Origin of the sequence: Nostoc sp. (assembly GCF_036917375.1) — a bacterium.
Classification (GTDB): Bacteria; Cyanobacteriota; Cyanobacteriia; order Cyanobacteriales; family Nostocaceae; genus Nostoc.
In genome coordinates this window covers 79,368-100,671 of record NZ_JBALDN010000046.1, presented here as the reverse complement: position 1 = coordinate 100,671, position 21,304 = coordinate 79,368, and the positions used below count along the sequence as shown (strand labels likewise).

Sequence of the window (21,304 nt, the reverse complement as noted above, 5' to 3'; positions counted from 1 at the left end):
CACAACAAGCACTTATTTATTTCCATTGGGAAATTTCCAAGCGAACTGCTGCATTTGTTCCTAAGACTTTTTGTCCGCGTTCAGGTAAGGAAACATACGCAACATATATACCTGGACTAGATTCTGAAGTCGGATTTAACTTTGTTACTGGCTCTTTTTCTTCAGAATTCCAACTGTATTTAGCCTCATAAGTGCTATTTGATTCGGCAACATCAGTAATTAGATAGTCAGACCACAAAGGTACTTGGTCGAGATGATGGTCACGTAACCAATTCGTCTCTTGTTTTGTAAAGGAATGCAGTGCTAAACGCAGGGCATATCTACAGGTATTATCATCATTGACTGAGTTTCTGGGGATTAAGAAAGCTGTAAATAGCGGAATAGGTTTATCTGTTCGAGTTAACTCTTGTGTAATTGGGCAATAATGAGCGATCGCTTGCTCATATATAGGAATAGGAAGACCACGCAAAGCTACCCTAGTTTCTAGTTGATAAAAGTTCTTGTCCAGGTCTTGTAACTCAACATTGCTCAGGGACAGTTTCACTTGAATATCACCGAACAAAAATCGTTGCAGGTTTTGATAACCTTCTTCGGAGTTCAATATGCCATAACGTCCACCATGAGAGCGATGAACATAAGCACGATGAGATCCAAGGATATAAGCTTTATCAATCTGAACTAGACCATCACTTTTCACACCAACAAGATTGCGTGAAAGACCAAAAGCTTCTTCATAATCATGTGCATTCGTGCCGATTAGAGAAAAAACGCGGTTTGGCGAAAATGCAGTATCTATGCTTTGTAATTGTTGTAGCTGAAAGTTATCGGGTAACTCAGTTGTTGGCTTTATACCAGGTGTTAAATACTGATACATCCGCTGGGGGCCAAAGTCATCAGAATTATTCAATTGGAACCTGTCTCTAAGGTTTTCAATTAAGCCACCCCCGACCTCAAAATAAATACCGCCATGAGGTGTAGCGTAAGTAAAGAATTTGTCAATGTGATCGGCAGCTTGTTCGCCTTGTTCTGGATAAATCTTTTCAATCAAACTGCGACAAACAAGACCTCCCATCGAGTGGGCAACAAGATAAATTTTGTCAGCACCCGTCGTTTTTTTGACATTCTGGATCAAGTCTCTTAAACCCTTAGCTATCTCCTCCATCTCTTGTCGAACTACACTTGAGGAGCCAAAGCTAGGTGTAGATATATCATAAAATCGATAGATCCAAATAGTTTGATGAAGTTGACCGGACAATCTTTTAATCTGATTGCTCACATTCTGATTGTCAACAATCGGTTGATAACCATGATCGGTCATTAGCCGCAGCAATGGACTCTCGAAAAAAAACTTCTGGGGATTTTCCTTCTCATCTACTCGAATATGGGTTGAACCACTATTGAATCCATAAAAGGGATCGTTGACTGTTTGCTCAACGTCTTTTTCTGTACCTGCATATCCACGAACGAAGACGATTGGTAAATACGGCATATATATCCTTGCTATTTAATCAATATTTTTTCTCGTTCCCAGATTTAACCTGGAAACGAGTGCAGAATATCAAGACAATTTGTCTTAGTACAACATTTTATTAATTCGTAGCGAATTCTCTGCGTTTAAAACACTACGATTTTATACGGAAGTTGTACTTAGAAAGTTTTCACAAACTCAATTAGGGCTTTCTTATCTTCATCTGGCAGATTTGAACCAAAATAATGACCCTCATCTTCTACAAAGTCAGGAGATTTGTTGGCTCTTAAAAGTACACGTGCCAACTTACCCTTAATTCCACCCTCCGGTTTCAAGTCTTGAAAAAGGCTGCCGAGATTGAGAGATGTAATCGCCTCTCTCATGTTGATGCTTGCCAGCAAATTCACAGGTGTACCTTTAGGAACAGGAAGTTTAAATCTTGGATTCGGATCTCCTGGAGGAAGCTCTAATTTAGTATCTCGATCTGTCCTGCTGATAATTCCCTCACGCTTTTCAGGCCACAGCAGCTTTTCCATCGCATCCGTATAGGCTTCTACACGTCCTTTCACTGAAGGATCTTCGTTGTAAAGTCCTAGTGTATTGTTGTGAAGAAGTGGTGCTGTTGCCCAAATGCTCACTAGTGAAGGTGTACGGTAATAACCCAAACCGCCATCAGGTATCTTGAATTCGATGGGTTTTTTCTCATTGAAGGGATTGTACAGCGTCAAAGTACCTGGTGATGGCAGTTCTTTGAACGTCTTCGACGAGAACTGATCCCAAATATGCCCCTTAGAGGCATTTGTCCCTAGCGATCGCGCCGCATTAGTACCAATTAAAGTAACTGGGTAACGTTGATCGTCAGACAAGAAGTTGTGGTCGAGGAAATTACTACTGAGTACAGACTCTTCGTACCATTTTTGAGCCTGTTCTGGGTCAGCAGCGATCGCAGCAGGTGGCTTTTTGCTGGAATGGCAACTAGCACAAGTGCTGGCAAAAACTAGCTTGCCACGTTTGAGAACTTCTTCATCTTTAGTCAAGAACTTTTCACCATCTGGTGCATCTTTCAGGTGCATCGGCTTGATGGTTTTTAAGAATGCTTCGGCATCAGCCATACGTGCTTCTGTCTGTCTCCAGCCTTCGCACTCCTTCCGCGCCTTTTCGATATCAAAAGGTTTTTGGGGAGTTCTGCCTAATAAAGGCTCATGGAGACTTGTCCAGTAATCGCCGCACATCCCAATGTTGACGTAGACGCGTAATGAGGCATTTGCCACTCCTGTAGAGTCTGCACCATCCTTGAGAATATGATTAACATCCTTGATTGAACCATCGTTCATCACCTCTGGATATTTGGGGCGATCGCCTAAATTAAAAATGGCATTAATCGCATTCGGATTGTTAATATGATCGGTGGCAATCCGAGAAGTATCAGAGGTACCAGGTTTTTGAGAGTCAAGTACTTGCTTAATAAAACTATTATTTGCAACGCTGCTTCCAAATAATTTGTTTTCCTTGATGTACTGATTACCCAATGCTGGTACCAGGTTTTCCCATCTTGGATGTTCCTTGTCTTTAGGTGGATTAAGGGGATCTAACGCTACGTGACAGATGGCGCAGGACTGGCCAATTACGTATGGAGGCTCAATTTGTGAAGTTTTGGCATATTCAACAGGGTTCCATTTTGTCGAGTCGAAGTTGGGGTTTTGAAACTTACGCAACCCAATAACGCCAGTTGAAAGTGGATCTTTACACTCATCTAGCCACAAACCATATTTATCTGGTGCTGTTGCTTTTTCACATCCAGGATCGTTAATTGCACCATAACGTTGCAATCGCTCGTCATGCACGCGCGAGTCAATCAGCTTTAACAAGTCAACACCACCACGCGTTCGCTTGGCTAAATCGCGATAGTACTTAGAATTACCGCCAGTCCATAAGTACCAAGTGCAACGACCCCGTTTCTCGGCATCTGTCAAATTCTCCTTTGTGTACTCTGGGAGATAACCGATACCCTCGCAATTATCAGGGTATTCAGATGCACCCGTATCCGAATACTTACTACTTATGGGCGCAGGTGTTTCACTATACTCATCGGCTAGAGCTGTAGGCGTTCCATAAAAACCGCAGACTATAAACATAGTCGCGAATAGCAGGAGCAGACAGCCCTTAAAAATTAGACTTGTCTTTTTCATAAAACTCTCTGGTCATAACACCTAAACCTTTCCCACTGCACCTCACATTTGCAGAGGTACACTAATGCTTCATCACCAATTTCCCATTTTCCAGATTTAGTCTTGGGATATTTTGATGATTAATGTACCCTACTGAGGTTCGTTATATATGAAGTTACTACACAAATTTGCAAAACGTCATCAATAAACTTTTATACATTTCTAAATCAAAAATTTAAAAAATTGTAAATTTATAATGGTGTTCAATAACCAATTTGCTATGGTTGTATCGATTTCCTAGATACTTGGTTAAGTTTGTAACAAATTGTTAGCAGCTACTTTTAGCTACTTTTAAGGTTGCCTTAACCTTTTAAGAGAAATAAAAGACGGAAATTTTCACTTTTTTTAAGAATTGCTCTGTAAATACCGTAGGTTTACAAATTGCAAAAGTCTTTATATAACTGTAAAAACCAATAAGGATAAATATCCATGCTGAAACTGGTTAAGTAAATTTAAGTAACAAAAACTTAATACTTAGCGATCGCATCCGAAAACCTCCACTGTAGATTTGTAGACATAAAAAATTGCTCTCCCAGAGACACTAGAAAAAATAGTTCTCTGGCGAGACTGTTAGTGCTACGAATAATTTTGACTTCTAATTTTATTGCCGAAACAATAGATAAAGACAGAGAAACACATGGAAAACGATATTATATTTGAGCCATTGAGATTCCGTAATCTCACAGTAAAAAATCGAATATTTCGCTCAAGTATTTCTGGCAGATGGGATAACTATGATGGTTCAGGTACTCAAGCCCGAATCAACTGGGAAGAAAAGTTTGCTCGTGGTGGTGTAGGAGCGATTATTAGTTCTTTTGTCCCAGTCGCCATCCGGGGACGAATTATGCCCAATTATGCCACCATTAACTGTGACGATCGCATTCCATTTTGGCGAAAAGTAGGAGAAAGAGTCCACGAATATGACTGTAAATTTATTTTGCAATTAAGTCATTCGGGACGACAGCAAGATATTGGTGGTGTAGAAAACTTAGGAAAAAAAGCCTTAAGTTCCACTAGCCAAACAGAGCCATTCCACGGCTTTTTGTGTCAAGCGATGACACTAACAGAGATTAAAGAAACAATTCAATACTTCGCCGATGGTGCTAGACGTGCCCGTGAAGCAGGTTTGGACGGAGTGGAATTGCACAGTGCTAATGGATATCTTTTTAATCAATTTCTCAGTTCTGGAATTAACGACCGTCAAGATGAATATGGTGGTTCATTAGAGAATCGAGCGCGGTTTTTGCTAGATGTAATTAGAGCAATCCGCAAAGAAGTAGGCAACGACTTTCATTTGCAATTCAAAATTAGTGCCGTTGACTATAACAACGCCGTCACCTTTTGGGAAAAACCGGGTAATACCATAGAAGATTCCATCCAAGTTTGTAAATGGGCAGAAGAAGCTGGAGCTGATGCCGTCCATGTCTCAACTGGTAGCTTATTTCCTCACCCACTCAATCCCATTGGTGATTTTAATTTTGATGTCATTACTAGAACTTATGATGCCATGTTGTCGAGTGGTGTCGAAACCACACGCAACTACATTTTATTTCGCAAAGCATTTTTGCATCCAATTTTCAATTTTTTATGGAATCGTGTAAAAAAGCAATTGCCTCCTCAAGCATTTAGTGGTGATGATGTAAAAGACCCGAAAATCAAGCAGCTACTAATAGAGAACCAAGGCAGAAACTTACTAGATTCCAGAGAAATTAAAAAGCACGTTAATATTCCTGTATTATGTACAGGTGGTTTACAGCAAGCTTCTTATATTCGTCAGGCAATAAACGATCGTTATTGTGATGGCGTCACAATGGCTCGTACTCTAATTGCTAATAATGACCTAGCTAAATCTTTTCAAGCAGGTAAAGACCTAGCAGATAAACCCTGTACCTATTGCAATAAATGTCTGCTGAATGTAATTGAAAATCCCTTGGGTTGTTACGAGCAGGATCGCTTCAATAGCTATGAAGAGATGATGGAAGAAGTAATGTCAGTCTTTCATGAAACTCAGTTTGCTAATTTATCTAGATAAAAAAGCGATGCGGATCGCATCGACAATTTCGCTTACAAATAATCTCGACAACATGGGGAGTGTTTCATGACTGAACAAACAAACCCTACCCTACTTCCAACCTCAATCAAAGGAATCTTCCAGCGGATTTGGGTTGTGATTGTAGGTATTGTAGCAGTAGCAGTATTTTTCCTTTGGCCTGTTTTGTCTAACTCCCCAGTGGATTATGCTGATATTGAAAGCCACTTTAAATATGGTTCAATCGGCAGCGAACCTATCAATGGCATCCCTTACTGGATTTGGAAAGTTTTACCAGAATTATTCCCAGATAAATTACCTGGAAAAGGTTATACTTCTCTGGGATTTATCAAAGAACCTGACAAAGATTTACCTATAGGTTTTTCGCAACGGCGAGTCTTTATCGATAGAGTTGCGTTGAATTGTGCTGTATGTCATACAGGAACGCTACGAAATACCCCTAATAGCGAACATCAAGTCATCACGGCAATGCCTGCTAATGTAGTTAATTTGCAGGGATATATCAAATTCTTATCAGCAGTTGGTGTAGATGAGCGCTTTACTGCTAACCGGATGTTGCCAGAAATTGAAAAAATCAGTGGTGGTCTTAATCCCATTGAAAAATTACTTTATCGCTTCATTGCAATTCCTCAAACTAGAGATGCACTAATTAATCAGGCATCTCGACTTAATTTCGTTGAAAAACAGCCAGATTGGGGCCCAGGAAGAGTAGATACTTTTAATCCTTATAAAGCAATTCAATTCCATTTCCCAATGGATAAATTGCGTGAGGATGAACTGATTGGTACTTCTGATTTTCCCTCAGTTTGGAATCAAAAACCCCGTGAGGGATTGCAGTTACATTGGGATGGTAATAACACTTCTGTTAATGAACGAAATAAGAGTGCAGCTTTAGGTGCCGGAGTCACACCCACAACGATTGATTTGCCTCGAATTCAGAGAGTTGCCGATTGGCTTTGGGAACTACCACCACCAAAATATCCCTACGAAGTTAACGAAACTATAGCAGCGAAGGGAGAACAGCTTTTTGAAAGCAATTGTGCTAGTTGTCACGCTTTTGGTGGTGCATATACAGGCAAAGTTGTCCCAATTCAAGAAATTGGTACAGACCCTCATCGTCTCGACTCATATACCTACGAAACGATGTCTAACCAAAATACTTTGTATACAGGGTATCCGTGGCGCTTTAAGAATTTCCGCAAGACTAATGGCTATGCAAATATGCCCCTTGATGGTGTTTGGTTACGTGGCCCTTATCTGCACAATGGCTCAGTTCCCACCTTACGGGATTTACTAGAAACACCAGAAAATAGACCTAAAGAATTCTATCGTGGCTACGATGTGATTGACAGAGCAAAAGTTGGCTTTGTATCTGATGTCGGTGTAGAAAACGGTAAGCAATACTTTAAGTTCGATACCACAAAACCTGGAAATAGTAACAGTGGTCATTTATATGGGACCGATCTTCCTACAGAAGATAAAAATGCACTAGTTGAGTACATGAAAAAACTTTAAAAGGAGAAAAAAATGAATAATTACGCTAAATGGTTTAGTCGCGTTACTTGGCTTGGCATTATTGTTAATATGCTTTTTGTCATTCCTTCTTGCTTCTTTCCAGAATTAATGCTGACGTTCCTTAAAATGCATATACCAGATCCAATTATCTGGGTTCGTGCTGCGGGAATGCTGTTGTTTATTATTAGTGCATTTTATATTCCTGGGGCACTTGACCCGTACCGATATCAGGCAACTGCCTGGATATCAATATTTCCTTCAAGAGCTTTTGGATCGACATTTTTCATTTGTGCAGTACTTTTCTTTGGACAAGATAAAGGATTTTTATCCATTGCCTTTGTAGACCTGTTTTTTGGATTAGCGGAACTAATTCTTCTGACCTTAGCAATGCGTAGCAAAATGCAATCGCTGCAATTCCAGTGAAGCAATTCTCCTAATTTTATCCCTATTCTAGTGTGGGTATATTTCCTGCACTACAAACAGATTCTTCTGCAAAGGAGCAAAAGAGTGCCATGACAATACTCAAAAATAAAATAGGTAGGGTAATCACAAGCATTGTTTTAATTGTGGTTCTTTTAGCTGGTGTAGTTGGGTATGTGGGATGGTACAACCTTTTTCGAGAGGTTCCCACATATTATGAATCGTCTGAAGAACACTTTAAATATGGTTCTATTGGCACAGAAGAAGCGCAAGGTGTTCCCTATTGGATTTGGCTGGTACTACCACGAATATTCCCGGATAAATTACCAGGACCAGGTGGTTATACTTCCTTGGGAATCACATGGGAAGAGGGTAAAGAAATGCCAGTTGGGTTTACGAAAAAAACCATTGGCTTCCCTCGTGTCGGTATAACTTGCGCTGTTTGCCATACTGCTACCTATAGAAAAACAGAGAAAGATAAACCCACAATTGTGGCCGCTGCTCCTGCTAATAAGTTTGATTCACAAGGCTATTTACGATTTTTGAGTGCAACTGCTGGTGATGCCAGATTTACAGCAGATTATATCCTTGACGAAATCAAATATAATTACAACCTTTCTTGGCTAGAAAATTTACTTTATCGCTATGTGCTAATTCCTCAAACTAAGAAAGCATTGCTGCAACAAAAAGCAGACTATAGTTGGACAGATTCTCGTCCTAACTGGGGGCCTGGTCGAATTGATCCTTTTAATCCAGTTAAATTCAATACTTTAAAGTTGCCCAAAGATAACACTATTGGCAACTCTGATATGATGCCTCTTTGGAATCAAAAGATGCACAAAGGGTTTGCACTTCATTGGGATGGGTTAGAAACTTCACTAACGGAAACTGTTCAAACTGGAGCAATTGGTGACGGTGCTACCAAAAAATCACTTCCTGTAGCCGATTTACAACGAGTAGAAGATTTTATCCAAGAACTACCACCTCCTAAATATCCATTTGCTATTGATGAGCAAGTGGCTGCAAAAGGAAGTCAAATTTTTGCTAATACTTGTGCATCTTGTCACGCTTTTGGTGGGGAAAGAACGGGTACTATCATCCCTGTGGAAGAAGTGGGAACTGACCGCCATCGGTTAGATATGTGGACGCAAGAAGGAGCAGATACTTATAATCATTTTGGTGATGGCTACCCTTGGGATTTTAAGAACTTACGTAAAACTAATGGGTATGTATCTGTTTCCCTAGATGGATTGTGGTTAAGAGCGCCATATTTACATAATGGTTCAGTCCCATCTCTACAAGATTTGTTCGAGAAACCAGAGAATCGTCCTCAAGTTTTCTATCGGGGATATGATGTCTACGATCCGAAAAAAGTTGGTTTTATTACTGAGGGAGATGAAGCCAAAGCTATAGGTTTTAAATACGATACCAAGGTAACTGCTAATTCAAATCAGGGACATATTTATGGCACTGATTTATCTGATGGGAATAAAAAAGCTTTGATTGAGTATCTGAAAACTCTGTAATTCAAGTTATTGCTAAATCACATCAGTATTTAGCAAATTTCTGATGTCGATCGTTTACTACCAAATGCTAAAAAACCGAATTGGAGATAATCGTGAAACCATATTTACCACAAAACGATCCTGATGTTAATGTCCGAATTAATTGGCTAGATAAAAATCGAGAAGAGTACAGATTTAATTACGATTATCTAGCTCCTTTACCAGTAATAGATAAAGTTCCTCATAAGGAAATATTCTCGGCGGAATATACTGCTAAACGTTTGGCAAGTATGGCAACTCTTGCACCAAATATGCTAGCTGCCAAAGCTAGAAACTTCTTAGACCCGTTAGACGAATTGGAAGAATATGAAGAACTTTTGTCACTCTTACCAAAACCTGATGTTATAAAAAATTACAAAACAGACTCTTGTTTTGCAGAACAACGACTTTCTGGAGCGAACCCATTAGCTATTCAAAAAATTGATGTATTACCTAAGAATTTTGCTGTAACTGATTCCCATTTTCAGAAGGTAGCAGGTACAGAATTTACTTTGGAAAAGGCACTTAAGGAAGGCAAGCTATATTTCTTAGATTATCCTTTGTTATCTGATATTAAAGGTGGTGTCTATGAGAATGTTAAAAAGTACCTTCCCAAGCCACAAGCTCTATTTTATTGGCAAAGTAATGATAGTCCTAATGGTGGTTCTCTAGTACCTGTTGCTATCCAGATTAATCATGACTCTGGTGCAAAAAGTGTAATTTATACACCAGATGACCCCCATTTAGATTGGTTTTTGGCAAAAACCTGCGTTCAAATTGCTGATGGCAACCATCAAGAATTGGGTAGTCATTTCGCCTATACCCATGCAGTTATGGCTCCGTTTGCGATTGTTACTGCGCGGCAACTAGCAGAAAATCATCCCATCGCTTTACTGTTAAAACCCCACTTCCGTTTCATGCTATTTGATAACGATTTGGGACGCACTCAGTTTTTACAGCCTGGAGGCCCGGTTGATGAGTTTATGGCAGGTTCATTGGCGGAGTCTCTTGGATTTGTGGCGAAGGTTTATGAAGAATGGAGTGTGGAAAAGTTTACCTTCCCTCGATTAATAAAAAGTCGTCAAACAGACGATCCAGAAATTTTACCGCACTTTCCTTTCCGGGACGATGGCATATTAATTTGGAATGCCGTTGAAAAGTTTGTGGCTGAATACTTGCAACTCTATTACAAAACCTCACAGGATATCAGTGACGACTATGAGTTGCAAAATTGGGCTAGAGAATTAGTGGCTCAAGATGGTGGTAAAGTCAAGGGAATGCCAGCCAAGATTGAGACTCTAGAACAACTGATTGAAATCATCAGTGTGGTAGTATTCACTTGCGCTCCTTTACACTCTGCTTTGAATTTCTCTCAGTACGAATATATGGCTTTTGTACCCAATATGCCCTATGCAGCCTATCACCCAATTCCAGAAACTAAGGGTGTCGATTTGGAAACTATCATGAAGATACTTCCTCCCTTTAAACAAGCTGCCGACCAGGTAATGTGGACTGAAATTTTAACATCGTACCACTATGACAAATTGGGTTTTTATGATGAGGAGTTTGCCGATCCATTGGCGCAGGAAATTGTGGTGCAATTCCAACAGAATTTGCATGAAATAGAACGGCAAATAGACATTAAAAATCAAACTCGTCCCATACCTTATAACTACTTCAAGCCTTCGCAAATTATTAATAGCATCAATACTTGAATTGGTTTTAGTAAAAAAGAGGAATCACAATGTCAAATCACAAAGTAACCGTCACCGCTCGATTAAAAGTGAAGCCAGGTTTGGAAGACAATTTTAAGCAGGAATTTCAACCTGTAATAGCTCTCACTCTTGCAGAAGAAGGTTGTATTAATTACGATTTGCACCAATCTTTTGACGACCCATCTTTGTTTCTGTTACATGAAAACTGGGTCAGCCAAGAAATTTTGGCTCAACACTTAGAGCAGCCGTATATTAAAGCTTTGAACGAAAAATCAGGACAATTTTTGGTTGAACCACCTGAAGTCAGGTTATGGCAGCAGATTGCAAACAATTAATTCCTAGCTGGTGATAATAATGACATCAAGGGTGTTATTGTATGGTGCAACTGGCTATGCTGGAAAACTGATTGCTGAATCTGCTAAAAATAACGGACTGGAATTAATTTTAGCTGGACGCAATCAAAGTTCACTAGCAGCTGTAGCCAATGAATTAAGTTTGGACTTTCGGGTTTTTGGCTTAGACGATCCGCGATCGCTCGCTCTCTCTCTTAAAGATATAATTGCTGTCATCAACTGCTCTGGGCCTTTCTCCAAAACCTCAAAGCCGCTTATCGATGCCTGTCTCCAAACTAAAACTCATTATTTAGACATAGCTGGCGAAGTACCTGAATTTCAGGCGCTACAAGCACGAGATGCTGAGGCTAAAAGTGCAGGGATAATGCTTCTCCCTGGTGTGGGATTTGGGGTTGTCCCTACTGATTGTGTAGCTGCTTACCTCAAACAGAAGTTAGCCGCTGCAACGCGACTGATTTTAATCTACGAAACAGTTGGCGGTGTATCTCAGGGAACTGCAAATACAGTACTGCCAACTTTACATCATATCGGGGTAATCCGAGAAGCAGGTAAGCTCATCCCATCTCGCCCAGCATCGAAAAGACGTAAAGTTGATTTTGGTTATGGGCCTGAGACAGCAGTAACAAATCCTTGGCGTGCTGATATTATCACTGCGTTTCAGACTACGGGTATTCCCAATATTGAGGTTTATACTGTATTTCCCAATCCTGTGCGCTTTTTGATGGAGTCGAGCCAGTATTTGGGATGGTTATTTAACTCGTCTTTATTCCAAAGTGCTTTAGCAAGTCTAATTAAAACTCTACCAACTGGGCCAACGGCGGCAGAACGAGCCAAAGGGCAAGTTAGAGTAATTGGTATTGCTGAGGATGAAACTGGTCAACAAGTAAGTGCAAAGCTCTTAGGGCCGGAAGCATACGATTTTACGGCATTAGCAGCTGTAGCAGCGATCAAACGGGTAATTAAAGGCGAAGTTAAAGTAGGATTCCAGACTCCTGCATCTGTATATGGGGCAGATTTTGTCCTTGAAATTCCTGGAGTTACCGGGTTCGAGTAAAGATACAACAGAAAACTGGGTTTTTTAGGCTTGATTGCGAAAAAACCCAGCTTTTTTTTGCAGACTTAACATATTGTTTCTCTGATGTATCGATTCGGGGTTTAGCTTTTGCTGCTTTGCAAGCAAACATTACCTACCTTATTCCACAAGGGAGTTATTGCTGTAGCAGTGAGCACAGGATTAGCGGTGGCGATCGCTTTGACTCTAGATTAGCTGGTGAAGTTGCCGAGCTATGTTAGCGAGTACTGGCTGGTTCCATTCTGAACCCACACCCTGAACTTGCTAATTTGGCATGAATGAAGAGAGAATCTATCAGTCAAGTCAAACTAACTTTCCAAAACGCAATAGTGGATGTTACCGAATTAGTCAAAGTTTCAATTATTCTCTTGGTTGTGGCTACAGGAGTAGCTTTGCTGTCCCGGCGGTTGGGAATCCCTTATGTTACGGGTTTAGTATTAGCAGGTTTGCCCATCACTGAGCTTTTGTCTCGTCGGATTGGTTTAAGTCCAACCCTTGTTTTGGATCTTTTCCTGCCAATTCTCATCTTTGAAGCTGGTATTAATACAGATGTCAGTCGCCTACGCAGTACTTTTAAACCAATTGCCTTACTAGCTGGGCCAGGGGCTGTGATTTCCAGTGCAATTATTGCCGTCCTGTTGAAATTTGGGCTGGGACTGAGTTGGATACCTGCGTTATTTGTCGGAGTAATTCTGGCAAACACTGATACTGTTTCCATGATTGCTGTATTTAAGGAGATACCAGTACCCTCGCGGCTTTCCACCATTGTTGAAGGGGAAACTTTATTCAATGATGCCGCTGCCCTAGTTTCCTTCAACTTGATTGTGCAAGTATATTCAACAGGCTCACTCACATTTATCGAGGGAATCCAACAGCTGCTATTTATCTCTCTAGGAGGCTGCGTTGTCGGGTTAGTCTTGGGTTACTTGAGTATACCTGTATTCGCCCGTTTAGATGATGCTCTTAGCAGTCTTTTACTGACAGTCGCAGTTGCATTAGGAACTTTTCAGGCTGGGCAATTTCTCGGTGTATCAGGCCCTGTGGCTGTAGTTGTTGCTGGATTGATTTTCGGGAATTTTGGGCTTTCTCGCAATACTTCTGCTTCTAGCCGCATCACTTTGTTGAGTTTTTGGGAATATGCCAGTTTTACTGTCAACACCTTTATTTTTCTGTTGATTGGTGTAGAAATAAATTTGGTAACGCTTTGGAAAACTTTACCTGCAATTCTACTTGCAGTTTTGGCTTTTCAAGTCGGGCGAGTTCTTACAGTTTATCCGCTACTAGCATTAGTTCGTTGGATTGACCGCCCAATTCCGCTGCGCTGGCAACATTTACTGTTTTTAGGCAACATCAAAGGTTCACTCTCAATGGCTCTAGCGTTGAGTTTACCTACAACACTGCCAGGGCGAGAAGTTTTGATAGCTATAGTCTTCGGCTGTGTGCTGGTGTCGTTAGTGGGACAGGGTTTAAGTTTGCCTTGGGTGGTAAAACGCTTAAAATTATCTAAATTTTCCGAAGTTCAACAACAGGTTGAAGAGTTGCAAGCCCAGCTGATGACGGGTAAGGCGGCACAAGATGAATTAGATAGCCTATTGAAATCAGGGGTATTACCAAAAGCCGTTTATGAAGAGATGCGTTCAGCTTATCAGGTACGAATTGCCGGTGCAGAAAAGACACTGCGGGAACTATATAATCGTCGCCCTGATGAGGTGGAAGGTAGAAGTGGCAAGAGCAGTAAACTTGAAGCTATTCGCCGACGTTTACTCTTGGCAGAAAAAGGAGCGCTCAATGAGGCAATGCGAAAGCGAATTCTCTCAGAAGAAATTGTGCGCGGGCGGATACAAACTCTTGATGAACAATTACTGAAATTAGAGGATGATTAAATATCAGTAAATCGCAAAGTTTTTTCCGAGAGAGTGAACGTCAAGATTTTGTAAATTGAGATACATTTTTTGCTGAACTATCTGAAATCGGAGGTGAGGAGTAATTACTTTTACTTATATTAAAGTAACTTCTCAAGTGTTCTAACCACATGGAATATAAATACCTTTAACAGTACCAAAAAGTTTTCAGACATCCTTTTAGAGCATGTTGGTGATTGCGGAGGTGTATAGATGAGAATAACTGTTGAGGAGTTGTTGGAGCAGTATGCTGCTGGGGAAAGAGATTTTACTGGAGTTGATATTTTTCTGGAATTGAGGGAGGAAGGAATGTATGGCATCAATCTGAGTGGAGCTAACTTCAGGTATGCCAACTTACAAAGACTTATTACCTGTAGCCAAGGAATCAATTTGAGTGGCTCTGACTTGAGAGGTGTCAACTTGGAATACGCTCATTTTGAACGAGCCAACTTGAGCGGGGCTGATTTGAGTTACACCAACTTGTGGCGAGCTTGTTTTGACAACGCCAATTTGAGTAGAGCCGATTTGAGTGGCGGCACCTTGGATGAGGTTATTTTCTTCAAAGCTAATTTGAGGGAAGCTAATTTGAGCGGTGCTAGCTTAAGCCAAACTTGTTTCCTTTGTGCTGATTTGACTGAAGTTAACTTCAGTTTTGCCAGGTTTTATCAGACCGACTTCTCCGAAGCTAATTTGACTAAAGTTAACTTCAGAGGAACTCAGTTGGAAATCATCGATAATATCGAAAGTCTTGTACTCTGTGAAAGAGTTGTTTTCAAAGATACTCTTTTCAAAGATACCATCATGCCAGACGGTACTATCAGAACTAAATATATTGACTGAGAAAGCTATCAATTCTGTGTCGCTTAGAAGAGATGTAAATAATTAATATTGAATGTTCAAATTAAGAAAATTCAGGACAAAGTTTCTTACTTTAAGCTAATCAGCATTAAAGTTGCATAATCAGGGCGGGCAAGATGCCCAACCCACAAGACATTGAGAAAATTTTAATATGCAAATTAAATGTGTTTTAGCTTAATTGCTGTAAACGAGCAATGTCAAGAGGAATATATTCCCATGCGGAGCATAGGAACGAGGAATTAACTTGATTAGGAATTACGTTAACGTCCCGTAAAGCGAGTCCGCGTACTCTGTAAGAGTTGCAAGCTACGCTTTTAGCGTCTGGTAGAGAGCGTGATTACGAATTATTTTAAAAGCGATCGCTTATCGTTATTTTGACTTTTAATTACTCTACCAGGACTGATAAAAGAAATTCCTTGTTGAAAGTCAGTACCAATCATGACTGCCTCTACTATCGGTTCGGATATTTCGGTTTGGGCTACCCACTCGACAATGAAATTTGCGCCTAAACCTCCACTGGTGTCATTTCTATTGATAAAAAAATCTGTTGAAGCCAGTGCATCAAGTTGAATAGGGCGCTCTAAATACTGTTTAACTAATTTCCCTTCTGAGTTGTAGTAGCGCACAGAAGTAACAATAATCGGATTGGTCAAATCTGTATTGCGAATACTAAGCGTAGCTGCTAACTCAAAAATCTCTTGGCGATTGTGATGATAGATATGAGAGTAGACTGGAACATAAACAGTTTGACCGCTGGCTATCTTAAAATTCTTATCCAGCGTCACTGTTTTTTGCAATGGGGTTGCTGGAATGGCATTGGGTTGTGACTTGGGTGTTGATTCACAAGATGCAAGAATAATAACAGCGATCGCTAAATAAATATATTTATACAGCTTCATCAAAACTATTTACACCAATTTTTTATATATGTGTAGCTAACCCCGCCAAATAAGCAGTTTAGCTAGTAACTGCGCTCAACATCTTTGTTGAATAAAATTAATGACTTGATGTAAAGATCCTGGTTTAGTCACAATCAGCACAGTTGAATGAGGTTCCAGTATTGTACTACCGTTAGGAATGATCAAATCTTCGTGGGGATGGGATTGATAGCCAATAATTAGCGAACCAGTAGGGAATTGGGAATCTTGAGCAATTTCGGCAACGGTACGACCAGCAACATAGCAGTTGTTGGGGATGGAAAGTTTCAGAACCTCAATCTGTCCCTGCTCAAAATGCATCATTGATTCCACTTGCGGATACTCAATGGCGTTCACCATTGTTGAAACTGATAGTTCAACAGTACTGATAATATGGTTGGCTCCAGCTATCCGTAGTGGTTCGGCAAAATCGGGATGGCGCATCCGACTTAAAATATGGGTGACGCCGTAGTGTTTAGCAAGAGTTACCATTGCTAAGTTTAAGGCATCACTTCTCAGAACTGCTGCCAAGGAACCGGCTTTGCGAATCCCCGCTTCTAACAATACTTCTGTACTCACAGCACTGCCTTCAAAAGCCATTGCTCCCACTTGTTCGCGGGCGTAGCGGCAAGCGATAGGGTCAATGTCAATTACAGCAACAGTATGTCCTAGTTCTACCAGTTTTTGCGCTAAACTTAAGCCCACTAAGCCTGCTCCACCGATGAGTACGTACATGATTCCTGATATTCTTTGAATTTTTACTTCAGTCTACAGGTTAACAAATAGTCATTTGTCATTTGTTATTACAGTAATTTTTATGTATTTGAACCACATCTATCGTAAGGGCACAGCAATGCTGTGCCCCTACCACGTGGTCTATTTACCTGAAAATAGCTGTAATTCTGCTCCCTCTGCTTCAGAATAACTTGCACAGTTATTGGATATTTTTTTATTTGAAATCCTTTAGCAGGAATGGAAATCACAAAATTATTCACGCGGAGGTTTTTTAATTGTAATTTTTGAATTGGTATTTTTCGAGCAACTCTTTAACTTGAGCGGACACTAAAGGATGTGGATCTTTTTGTAACTGGGGGAGGATTTGCAGGAGAACGCGATATGAAACCATATTTAAATATGCGATCGCAGCTTCTCTGACAAAGCCAGTGGGATGACGCAAACTCACTAATATCTCAGAACTGGTCAGTCGGATTCGTGTCACTTGAGCATAATGAAAACAGCAAGCTAGACACCAGTCAGAAAGGAAATTACCCAACATCAGCAATCTGTGGAGGCGATCGCTAACTACCATGTTCTCATATTCTACGATCTTGGCTTCGACAAGATATTGCAATTTTTCGGTTTGTGGGCGGTTGTCTAAAATATTCAGCAATAAAGACTTTGAAGACAAAGTTACCGTATGCTCTAAGATTTCTAACCCTCGCGCTAAGTTTACCACTGAGAGCGATCGCAGATTGAAGGATGCTGCCTGCATCTTTTCTGGCGAATAAAGCAGTTTCAATAATAGTAGCAGCCGCTCTTTCACATCCAATTCCAATTCTAGAAGGGCGCGTTGCAGTAATTCAGAGACAATCACAATCCTTTGATTGGATTGGTGATTTTCTTTTTGGTCTAGTGTTTGGAAGTCAATACATGCAGCGTAAATTTCACCTAAAAACTTTAATTCCTGCTTAATTAAATTTTCTACCCGACTTTCATAAAATCGATCTACTAAACCTTTAATTCCTGGTTGTTTGTGGATTTTTAGTAAGCTGCGAAGAATATGATCTCTAGTAGTACCCCAGGATATTTCCAAGTTTTCCCATAAAGTCTCCAATGCTTGCTGGGTTCCGACTTGAGCAATGGTACGCCAAGCATACATCCGCACTACTTCTGGTTTGTAAATATTGGTTGCCAACCGCAACAGCATTTCTAAAGCTTCATTTTCTAGCCGCACTAGGGCTGACATGGCTGTACTGCGGGTTGATTTGTAATAAAGTGCTGCAATCAGTGCTGAATAATACTCTTCTAAATGAGTGGCTGAAATCATTTCTAATACGGCACAGCGCACCCGTAACGACTCATCTTGTAATAAATTCGGGATATGAATCCGCAATGCCTGCAAATAAACTGCTTCTCTCAGCGCTCTGACTCCATTCATCCGTTCCCGTTCTTGCTTATGAGTCAGCATCCGGCGCATGGTTTGAGTAGCTGCTACCTTTTGCATGGGCGTTCCCTGGCGTAAGACTAAAGCGGCGGCGGTGGCGCGGATGAGTGAGTTTTGCCGGGGGTGTAAATAGCCTTCTAAAAGGCTTAAATTGGGGTTTGGTTCAGCCAGCCAAACGTAACGCAGCGCTAAGGCAAAAACTTCGGGGTTAGTTTCTTGGGATTCTTCTAACAAAGGACGGATGGCGGATAGATAAACCGGATTTACACCTCCCATCAGCATCACTTCCAAACTTTGGCGCTGCAAATCTGGGCTTAACTTCACTAGTAACGGGGCTAAAACTTCCGCCGCTCCTTGGGAGTCAATTTGGGCTAAAAGTTCAATGCAAGAGCGTTTATCAGCCTCACTGCCTTTTTCTGCTAAAGCTTTGACTACACCCTGTTTGAAAAATCGCAAGCCGACATTGGTTGCGCTCAAGTGACCCCGCGCCACACTCAAGACTAACAGTTCCACATAGCGCGATCGCAATTCCCAAACTACTGTTAAACAAGTGCCAGTTATCAGCATTGTTTCTGCTACCAACACCCATTTTTGTAGTGATACGGGTACAAACCGCCCACAAACCAAGATAGTTGCAAAAATTAGCGCTCCTGTCAAACCTGTGGCGATCGCTTCGGCGGTTCCGCCAGATAAAGTCTGCATCCGGCTGCGAATTCCCTCTGGAATCGGTTGATACAGAATGGGGCCGCTACTCATAACAAAGGTGTAGCGCAGAAGTTCATCGCAGAATTTAACAATTATCAAACCCCAGAAAAAGCTTTGCGATTGGATGGCTGGAATTAAATGCAGCAATACCAGCACTCCTGGGAGTGAAAAGCCGACGGTGATTGGTAAAAGCGTCGCAGTGAAAAATACCCCCATACGTTCGATGAGTCGGCTGGAAAAAAACCACTGCAACAATAACTCACACAGTCCCAACATCCCACCAAAAAGACCCAAAAAGCTCGCAAGTTCTCGGTCGCTCAAATTGGATTGGAGTTCGCGCAGATACTGAAAATCTATTAACAACCCAATAACTTGCAACAGTCCCACAAAAGCAAACAACTGCCAGACGTACCGCTTCAGGGGACTTTTAATGAAACGCTCCCGTGAAGCTTGTTGTTCGGGAACTAGTCTTTGTGGGGTTTCAGGGAAAGCTGCTCGATAGCGATGAGTTAAATAGAATAGAATTCCCGACCCTAATAAAATCACCATACAGGCGATGAAGATGATCTTATTCAGCGTGGTGTATTGCACTAGCCAAGGCAAACTAAAGCCACTGATCACATCTGCTACTAAAAGCCCACTACTCACCAGTGGGTAAGTCCGTTTAATCTCCCGAATATTAAATATTTGGTTGGCGACAATGGAAGTGTTGAGGTCATTGACCACATAAAGTGCATCTACCCACAGTCGCAGCAGAAATGCCGAAATCACTGCCAGGTAGGAAAAATGCGATCCCCAACGTAATACAACTAATAAAACTAATGGCATCAACATGCAAGGTGCGATCGCCACAATTACCCGACGTAAGGGAAAAATCTTTTGCAGCCAAGAGTATAAAAAAACCAGTCCGGCACTCATTGCCGCACTAGCAATATACATCCACGGCAGCAGGTGAGTTCCATATTCATCTAAAAACAGCGCTACCGTACTGTCTTCTGCCCACCGCAATCCTACACAGACCATTGTGTAAAAAAGAAACATTATCTGGGTGCGTTCGCTCTCCTCTGGCCGGAGATTCACCCACTGTAGTAGTCGTGGTAAAGCAACTTTATTTGCAGCCAACCAGTGATTTTTCAGTTCCATGCAGTTTTATTTTCTGGTAGTATCACCGCGTAATGGGGAGCGGGGGCAGGAGGCAGGGGGGCAGGGGTGCAGAGGGGCAGAGGGGAAAGAAATATACCTCCTTGTGCCCTTGTCCTCCTAGCTCCCTTGGAAATAGCAAAAGTCCTGAGCAACTGAGTATTATGTTTCCCACTCAGCGTTCAGGATTATCGATTTTAGATAAATTTAAACGCTTTTGTAGGAGTGCATAGCTAACTGTGCGCTCAAAGCGTATATTGCATTCAAATTAAAGATGAAAAAATCCCCTGGCTAGAAGTCAGGGGATTTTCAAACTTGGTCTATTAAATAGTTAAAGAATTATTTTTTAGGCGAGATGAGCATCATCATGTTTCGTCCTTCTTTTTTTGGCGCTTGTTGAAGCTCACCAAAAGGCTCCAAATCCGTTGCCATTCGCTTAAGCAAATCTTCTGCTAGGTCGCTGTGTTGAATTTCTCGACCCCGGAACATCACAGTTGCTTTGACTTTATCGCCATCTTTCAAAAAGCGCTCTGCTTGCTTAACACGCACATTGTAGTCGTGTTCTTCTATTTTGTAGCGCATCTTAACTTCTTTGACATCAGCCGTGTGCTGTTTTTTCCGGGCTTCCCGCGCCTTTTTTTCCTGCTCAAACTTGTATTTCCCGTAGTCCATAATCCGACAAACCGGCGGGTCAGCTTTATCGCTGATTAGCACCAAATCTAGCTCTTTTTCTTCTGCTAGTTGTAGTGCTTCCAGTGGGGGCATAATTCCCAGTTGGGCACCGTCAGTGTCAATGACCCGAATTTTCGGGAAGCGAATTCGTTCGTTAATTTGGGGCAGATCGCGAGTTCTTTTCTTCTCAATCACAGCCATTATGATTAGTGGGAGCTCTTAAATGAAGGATTTGGTGTGGTCTAAATTAATATGCCTCAGAGGCAAAATACAGAAGTAACTCAGGACTGAAAACATAGTCTCCAGTTCTAGGGTAACTAATCTATAAAATAGTTGCCTCGTTGTATTTGCCATTTTACTCAGTCTGAGAGAATTTCTCTGCAATAGTTAATCTAAATTACACAACCTAGACTCATATTAAATATTATTACAATTATTTAGCAAGACTTTTGGCGATCGCGTAACCGCCCACCGTGGGCGATCGCATTGAGCAACATCATCAGGACTAGCCCTTAAGCGTTTTTTGAAAGAGAGTCCAGTATTGGTGATGGTTCGTGGGCTTTTAGAGAAAGCATTATGTCC

15 protein-coding genes are annotated in these 21,304 nt (G+C 41.2%); 9 read left to right on the top strand and 6 right to left on the bottom strand.

The window, feature by feature from the left end; all coding sequences use genetic code 11:
* Positions 1 to 16: 16 nt before the first annotated feature.
* Both V7K45_RS12350 and V7K45_RS12345 read right to left on the bottom strand, forming a co-directional pair.
* Positions 17 to 1,489, bottom strand: a complete 1,473-nt coding sequence (locus V7K45_RS12350) for an alpha/beta hydrolase (protein WP_335003734.1) — start codon at positions 1,487 to 1,489, stop codon at positions 17 to 19.
* A 158-nt stretch (positions 1,490 to 1,647) separates the two neighbouring features.
* Positions 1,648 to 3,603, bottom strand: a complete 1,956-nt coding sequence (locus tag V7K45_RS12345) for a hypothetical protein (RefSeq protein WP_335003732.1) — start codon at positions 3,601 to 3,603, stop codon at positions 1,648 to 1,650.
* A 730-nt stretch (positions 3,604 to 4,333) separates the two neighbouring features.
* Between V7K45_RS12345 and V7K45_RS12340 the strand changes: the two genes are divergently transcribed.
* The 9 genes from V7K45_RS12340 (at position 4,334) to V7K45_RS12300 (ending at position 15,106) form a co-directional block, all read left to right on the top strand.
* Positions 4,334 to 5,728: an NADH:flavin oxidoreductase gene (locus tag V7K45_RS12340; protein WP_335003730.1), complete on the top strand. Its 1,395-nt coding sequence runs from the start codon at positions 4,334 to 4,336 to the stop codon at positions 5,726 to 5,728.
* A gap of 66 nt (positions 5,729 to 5,794) precedes the next feature.
* Positions 5,795 to 7,261, top strand: a complete 1,467-nt coding sequence (locus V7K45_RS12335) for a c-type cytochrome (protein WP_335003728.1) — start codon at positions 5,795 to 5,797, stop codon at positions 7,259 to 7,261.
* A gap of 12 nt (positions 7,262 to 7,273) precedes the next feature.
* Complete coding sequence (locus V7K45_RS12330) at positions 7,274 to 7,684, top strand: hypothetical protein (RefSeq protein WP_335003726.1); 411 nt, start codon at positions 7,274 to 7,276, stop codon at positions 7,682 to 7,684.
* An 89-nt stretch (positions 7,685 to 7,773) separates the two neighbouring features.
* Positions 7,774 to 9,207 carry a c-type cytochrome gene (locus tag V7K45_RS12325; RefSeq protein WP_335003725.1) on the top strand — a complete coding sequence of 478 codons (1,434 nt, stop codon included), beginning with the start codon at positions 7,774 to 7,776 and terminating at the stop codon, positions 9,205 to 9,207.
* 92 nt (positions 9,208 to 9,299) lie between these two features.
* Positions 9,300 to 10,940 (top strand): lipoxygenase family protein, encoded by a 1,641-nt coding sequence (locus V7K45_RS12320; protein ID WP_335003724.1) that lies wholly within the window; start codon positions 9,300 to 9,302, stop codon positions 10,938 to 10,940.
* Between the two features lie 29 nt (positions 10,941 to 10,969).
* Positions 10,970 to 11,275 carry a putative quinol monooxygenase gene (locus V7K45_RS12315; RefSeq protein ID WP_335003722.1) on the top strand — a complete coding sequence of 102 codons (306 nt, stop codon included), beginning with the start codon at positions 10,970 to 10,972 and terminating at the stop codon, positions 11,273 to 11,275.
* A 19-nt stretch (positions 11,276 to 11,294) separates the two neighbouring features.
* Positions 11,295 to 12,347, top strand: a complete 1,053-nt coding sequence (locus tag V7K45_RS12310) for a saccharopine dehydrogenase family protein (RefSeq protein ID WP_335003720.1) — start codon at positions 11,295 to 11,297, stop codon at positions 12,345 to 12,347.
* A gap of 347 nt (positions 12,348 to 12,694) precedes the next feature.
* Positions 12,695 to 14,248, top strand: a complete 1,554-nt coding sequence (locus V7K45_RS12305) for a cation:proton antiporter (protein ID WP_335003773.1) — start codon at positions 12,695 to 12,697, stop codon at positions 14,246 to 14,248.
* A 231-nt stretch (positions 14,249 to 14,479) separates the two neighbouring features.
* Complete coding sequence (locus V7K45_RS12300; protein ID WP_335003718.1) at positions 14,480 to 15,106, top strand: pentapeptide repeat-containing protein; 627 nt, start codon at positions 14,480 to 14,482, stop codon at positions 15,104 to 15,106.
* 362 nt (positions 15,107 to 15,468) lie between these two features.
* Here the strand turns inward: V7K45_RS12300 and V7K45_RS12295 are convergent, their stop codons facing one another.
* The 4 genes from V7K45_RS12295 to infC form a co-directional block, all read right to left on the bottom strand.
* A complete protein-coding gene (locus V7K45_RS12295; protein WP_335003716.1) occupies positions 15,469 to 16,023 on the bottom strand; it encodes a DUF3124 domain-containing protein in 555 nt (184 codons plus the stop codon).
* Between the two features lie 75 nt (positions 16,024 to 16,098).
* Entirely contained in the window at positions 16,099 to 16,776 is a 678-nt protein-coding gene (locus V7K45_RS12290; protein ID WP_335003714.1) for a potassium channel family protein, read from the bottom strand.
* Positions 16,777 to 17,047: 271 nt separating this feature from the next.
* Entirely contained in the window at positions 17,048 to 20,053 is a 3,006-nt protein-coding gene (locus tag V7K45_RS12285) for an MFS transporter (protein WP_335003712.1), read from the bottom strand.
* Between the two features lie 336 nt (positions 20,054 to 20,389).
* Positions 20,390 to 20,923, bottom strand: coding sequence for a translation initiation factor IF-3 (gene infC, locus V7K45_RS12280; protein ID WP_099103961.1), 534 nt, complete (start codon positions 20,921 to 20,923; stop codon positions 20,390 to 20,392).
* Positions 20,924 to 21,304: the final 381 nt, after the last annotated feature.

Excerpts from the sequence above, each read along its gene's own strand:
- V7K45_RS12350 (WP_335003734.1), bottom strand. The coding sequence starts at position 1,489 with ATGCCGTATTTACCAATCGTCTTCGTTCGTGGATATGCAGGTACAGAA.
- V7K45_RS12345 (WP_335003732.1), bottom strand. The coding sequence starts at position 3,603 with ATGTTTATAGTCTGCGGTTTTTATGGAACGCCTACAGCTCTAGCCGAT.
- V7K45_RS12340 (WP_335003730.1), top strand. The coding sequence starts at position 4,334 with ATGGAAAACGATATTATATTTGAGCCATTGAGATTCCGTAATCTCACA.
- V7K45_RS12335 (WP_335003728.1), top strand. The coding sequence starts at position 5,795 with ATGACTGAACAAACAAACCCTACCCTACTTCCAACCTCAATCAAAGGA.
- V7K45_RS12330 (WP_335003726.1), top strand. The coding sequence starts at position 7,274 with ATGAATAATTACGCTAAATGGTTTAGTCGCGTTACTTGGCTTGGCATT.
- V7K45_RS12325 (WP_335003725.1), top strand. The coding sequence starts at position 7,774 with ATGACAATACTCAAAAATAAAATAGGTAGGGTAATCACAAGCATTGTT.
- V7K45_RS12315 (WP_335003722.1), top strand. The coding sequence starts at position 10,970 with ATGTCAAATCACAAAGTAACCGTCACCGCTCGATTAAAAGTGAAGCCA.
- V7K45_RS12310 (WP_335003720.1), top strand. The coding sequence starts at position 11,295 with ATGACATCAAGGGTGTTATTGTATGGTGCAACTGGCTATGCTGGAAAA.
- V7K45_RS12300 (WP_335003718.1), top strand. The coding sequence starts at position 14,480 with ATGAGAATAACTGTTGAGGAGTTGTTGGAGCAGTATGCTGCTGGGGAA.
- V7K45_RS12295 (WP_335003716.1), bottom strand. The coding sequence starts at position 16,023 with ATGAAGCTGTATAAATATATTTATTTAGCGATCGCTGTTATTATTCTT.
- V7K45_RS12290 (WP_335003714.1), bottom strand. The coding sequence starts at position 16,776 with ATGTACGTACTCATCGGTGGAGCAGGCTTAGTGGGCTTAAGTTTAGCG.
- V7K45_RS12285 (WP_335003712.1), bottom strand. The coding sequence starts at position 20,053 with ATGGAACTGAAAAATCACTGGTTGGCTGCAAATAAAGTTGCTTTACCA.
- infC (WP_099103961.1), bottom strand. The coding sequence starts at position 20,923 with ATGGCTGTGATTGAGAAGAAAAGAACTCGCGATCTGCCCCAAATTAAC.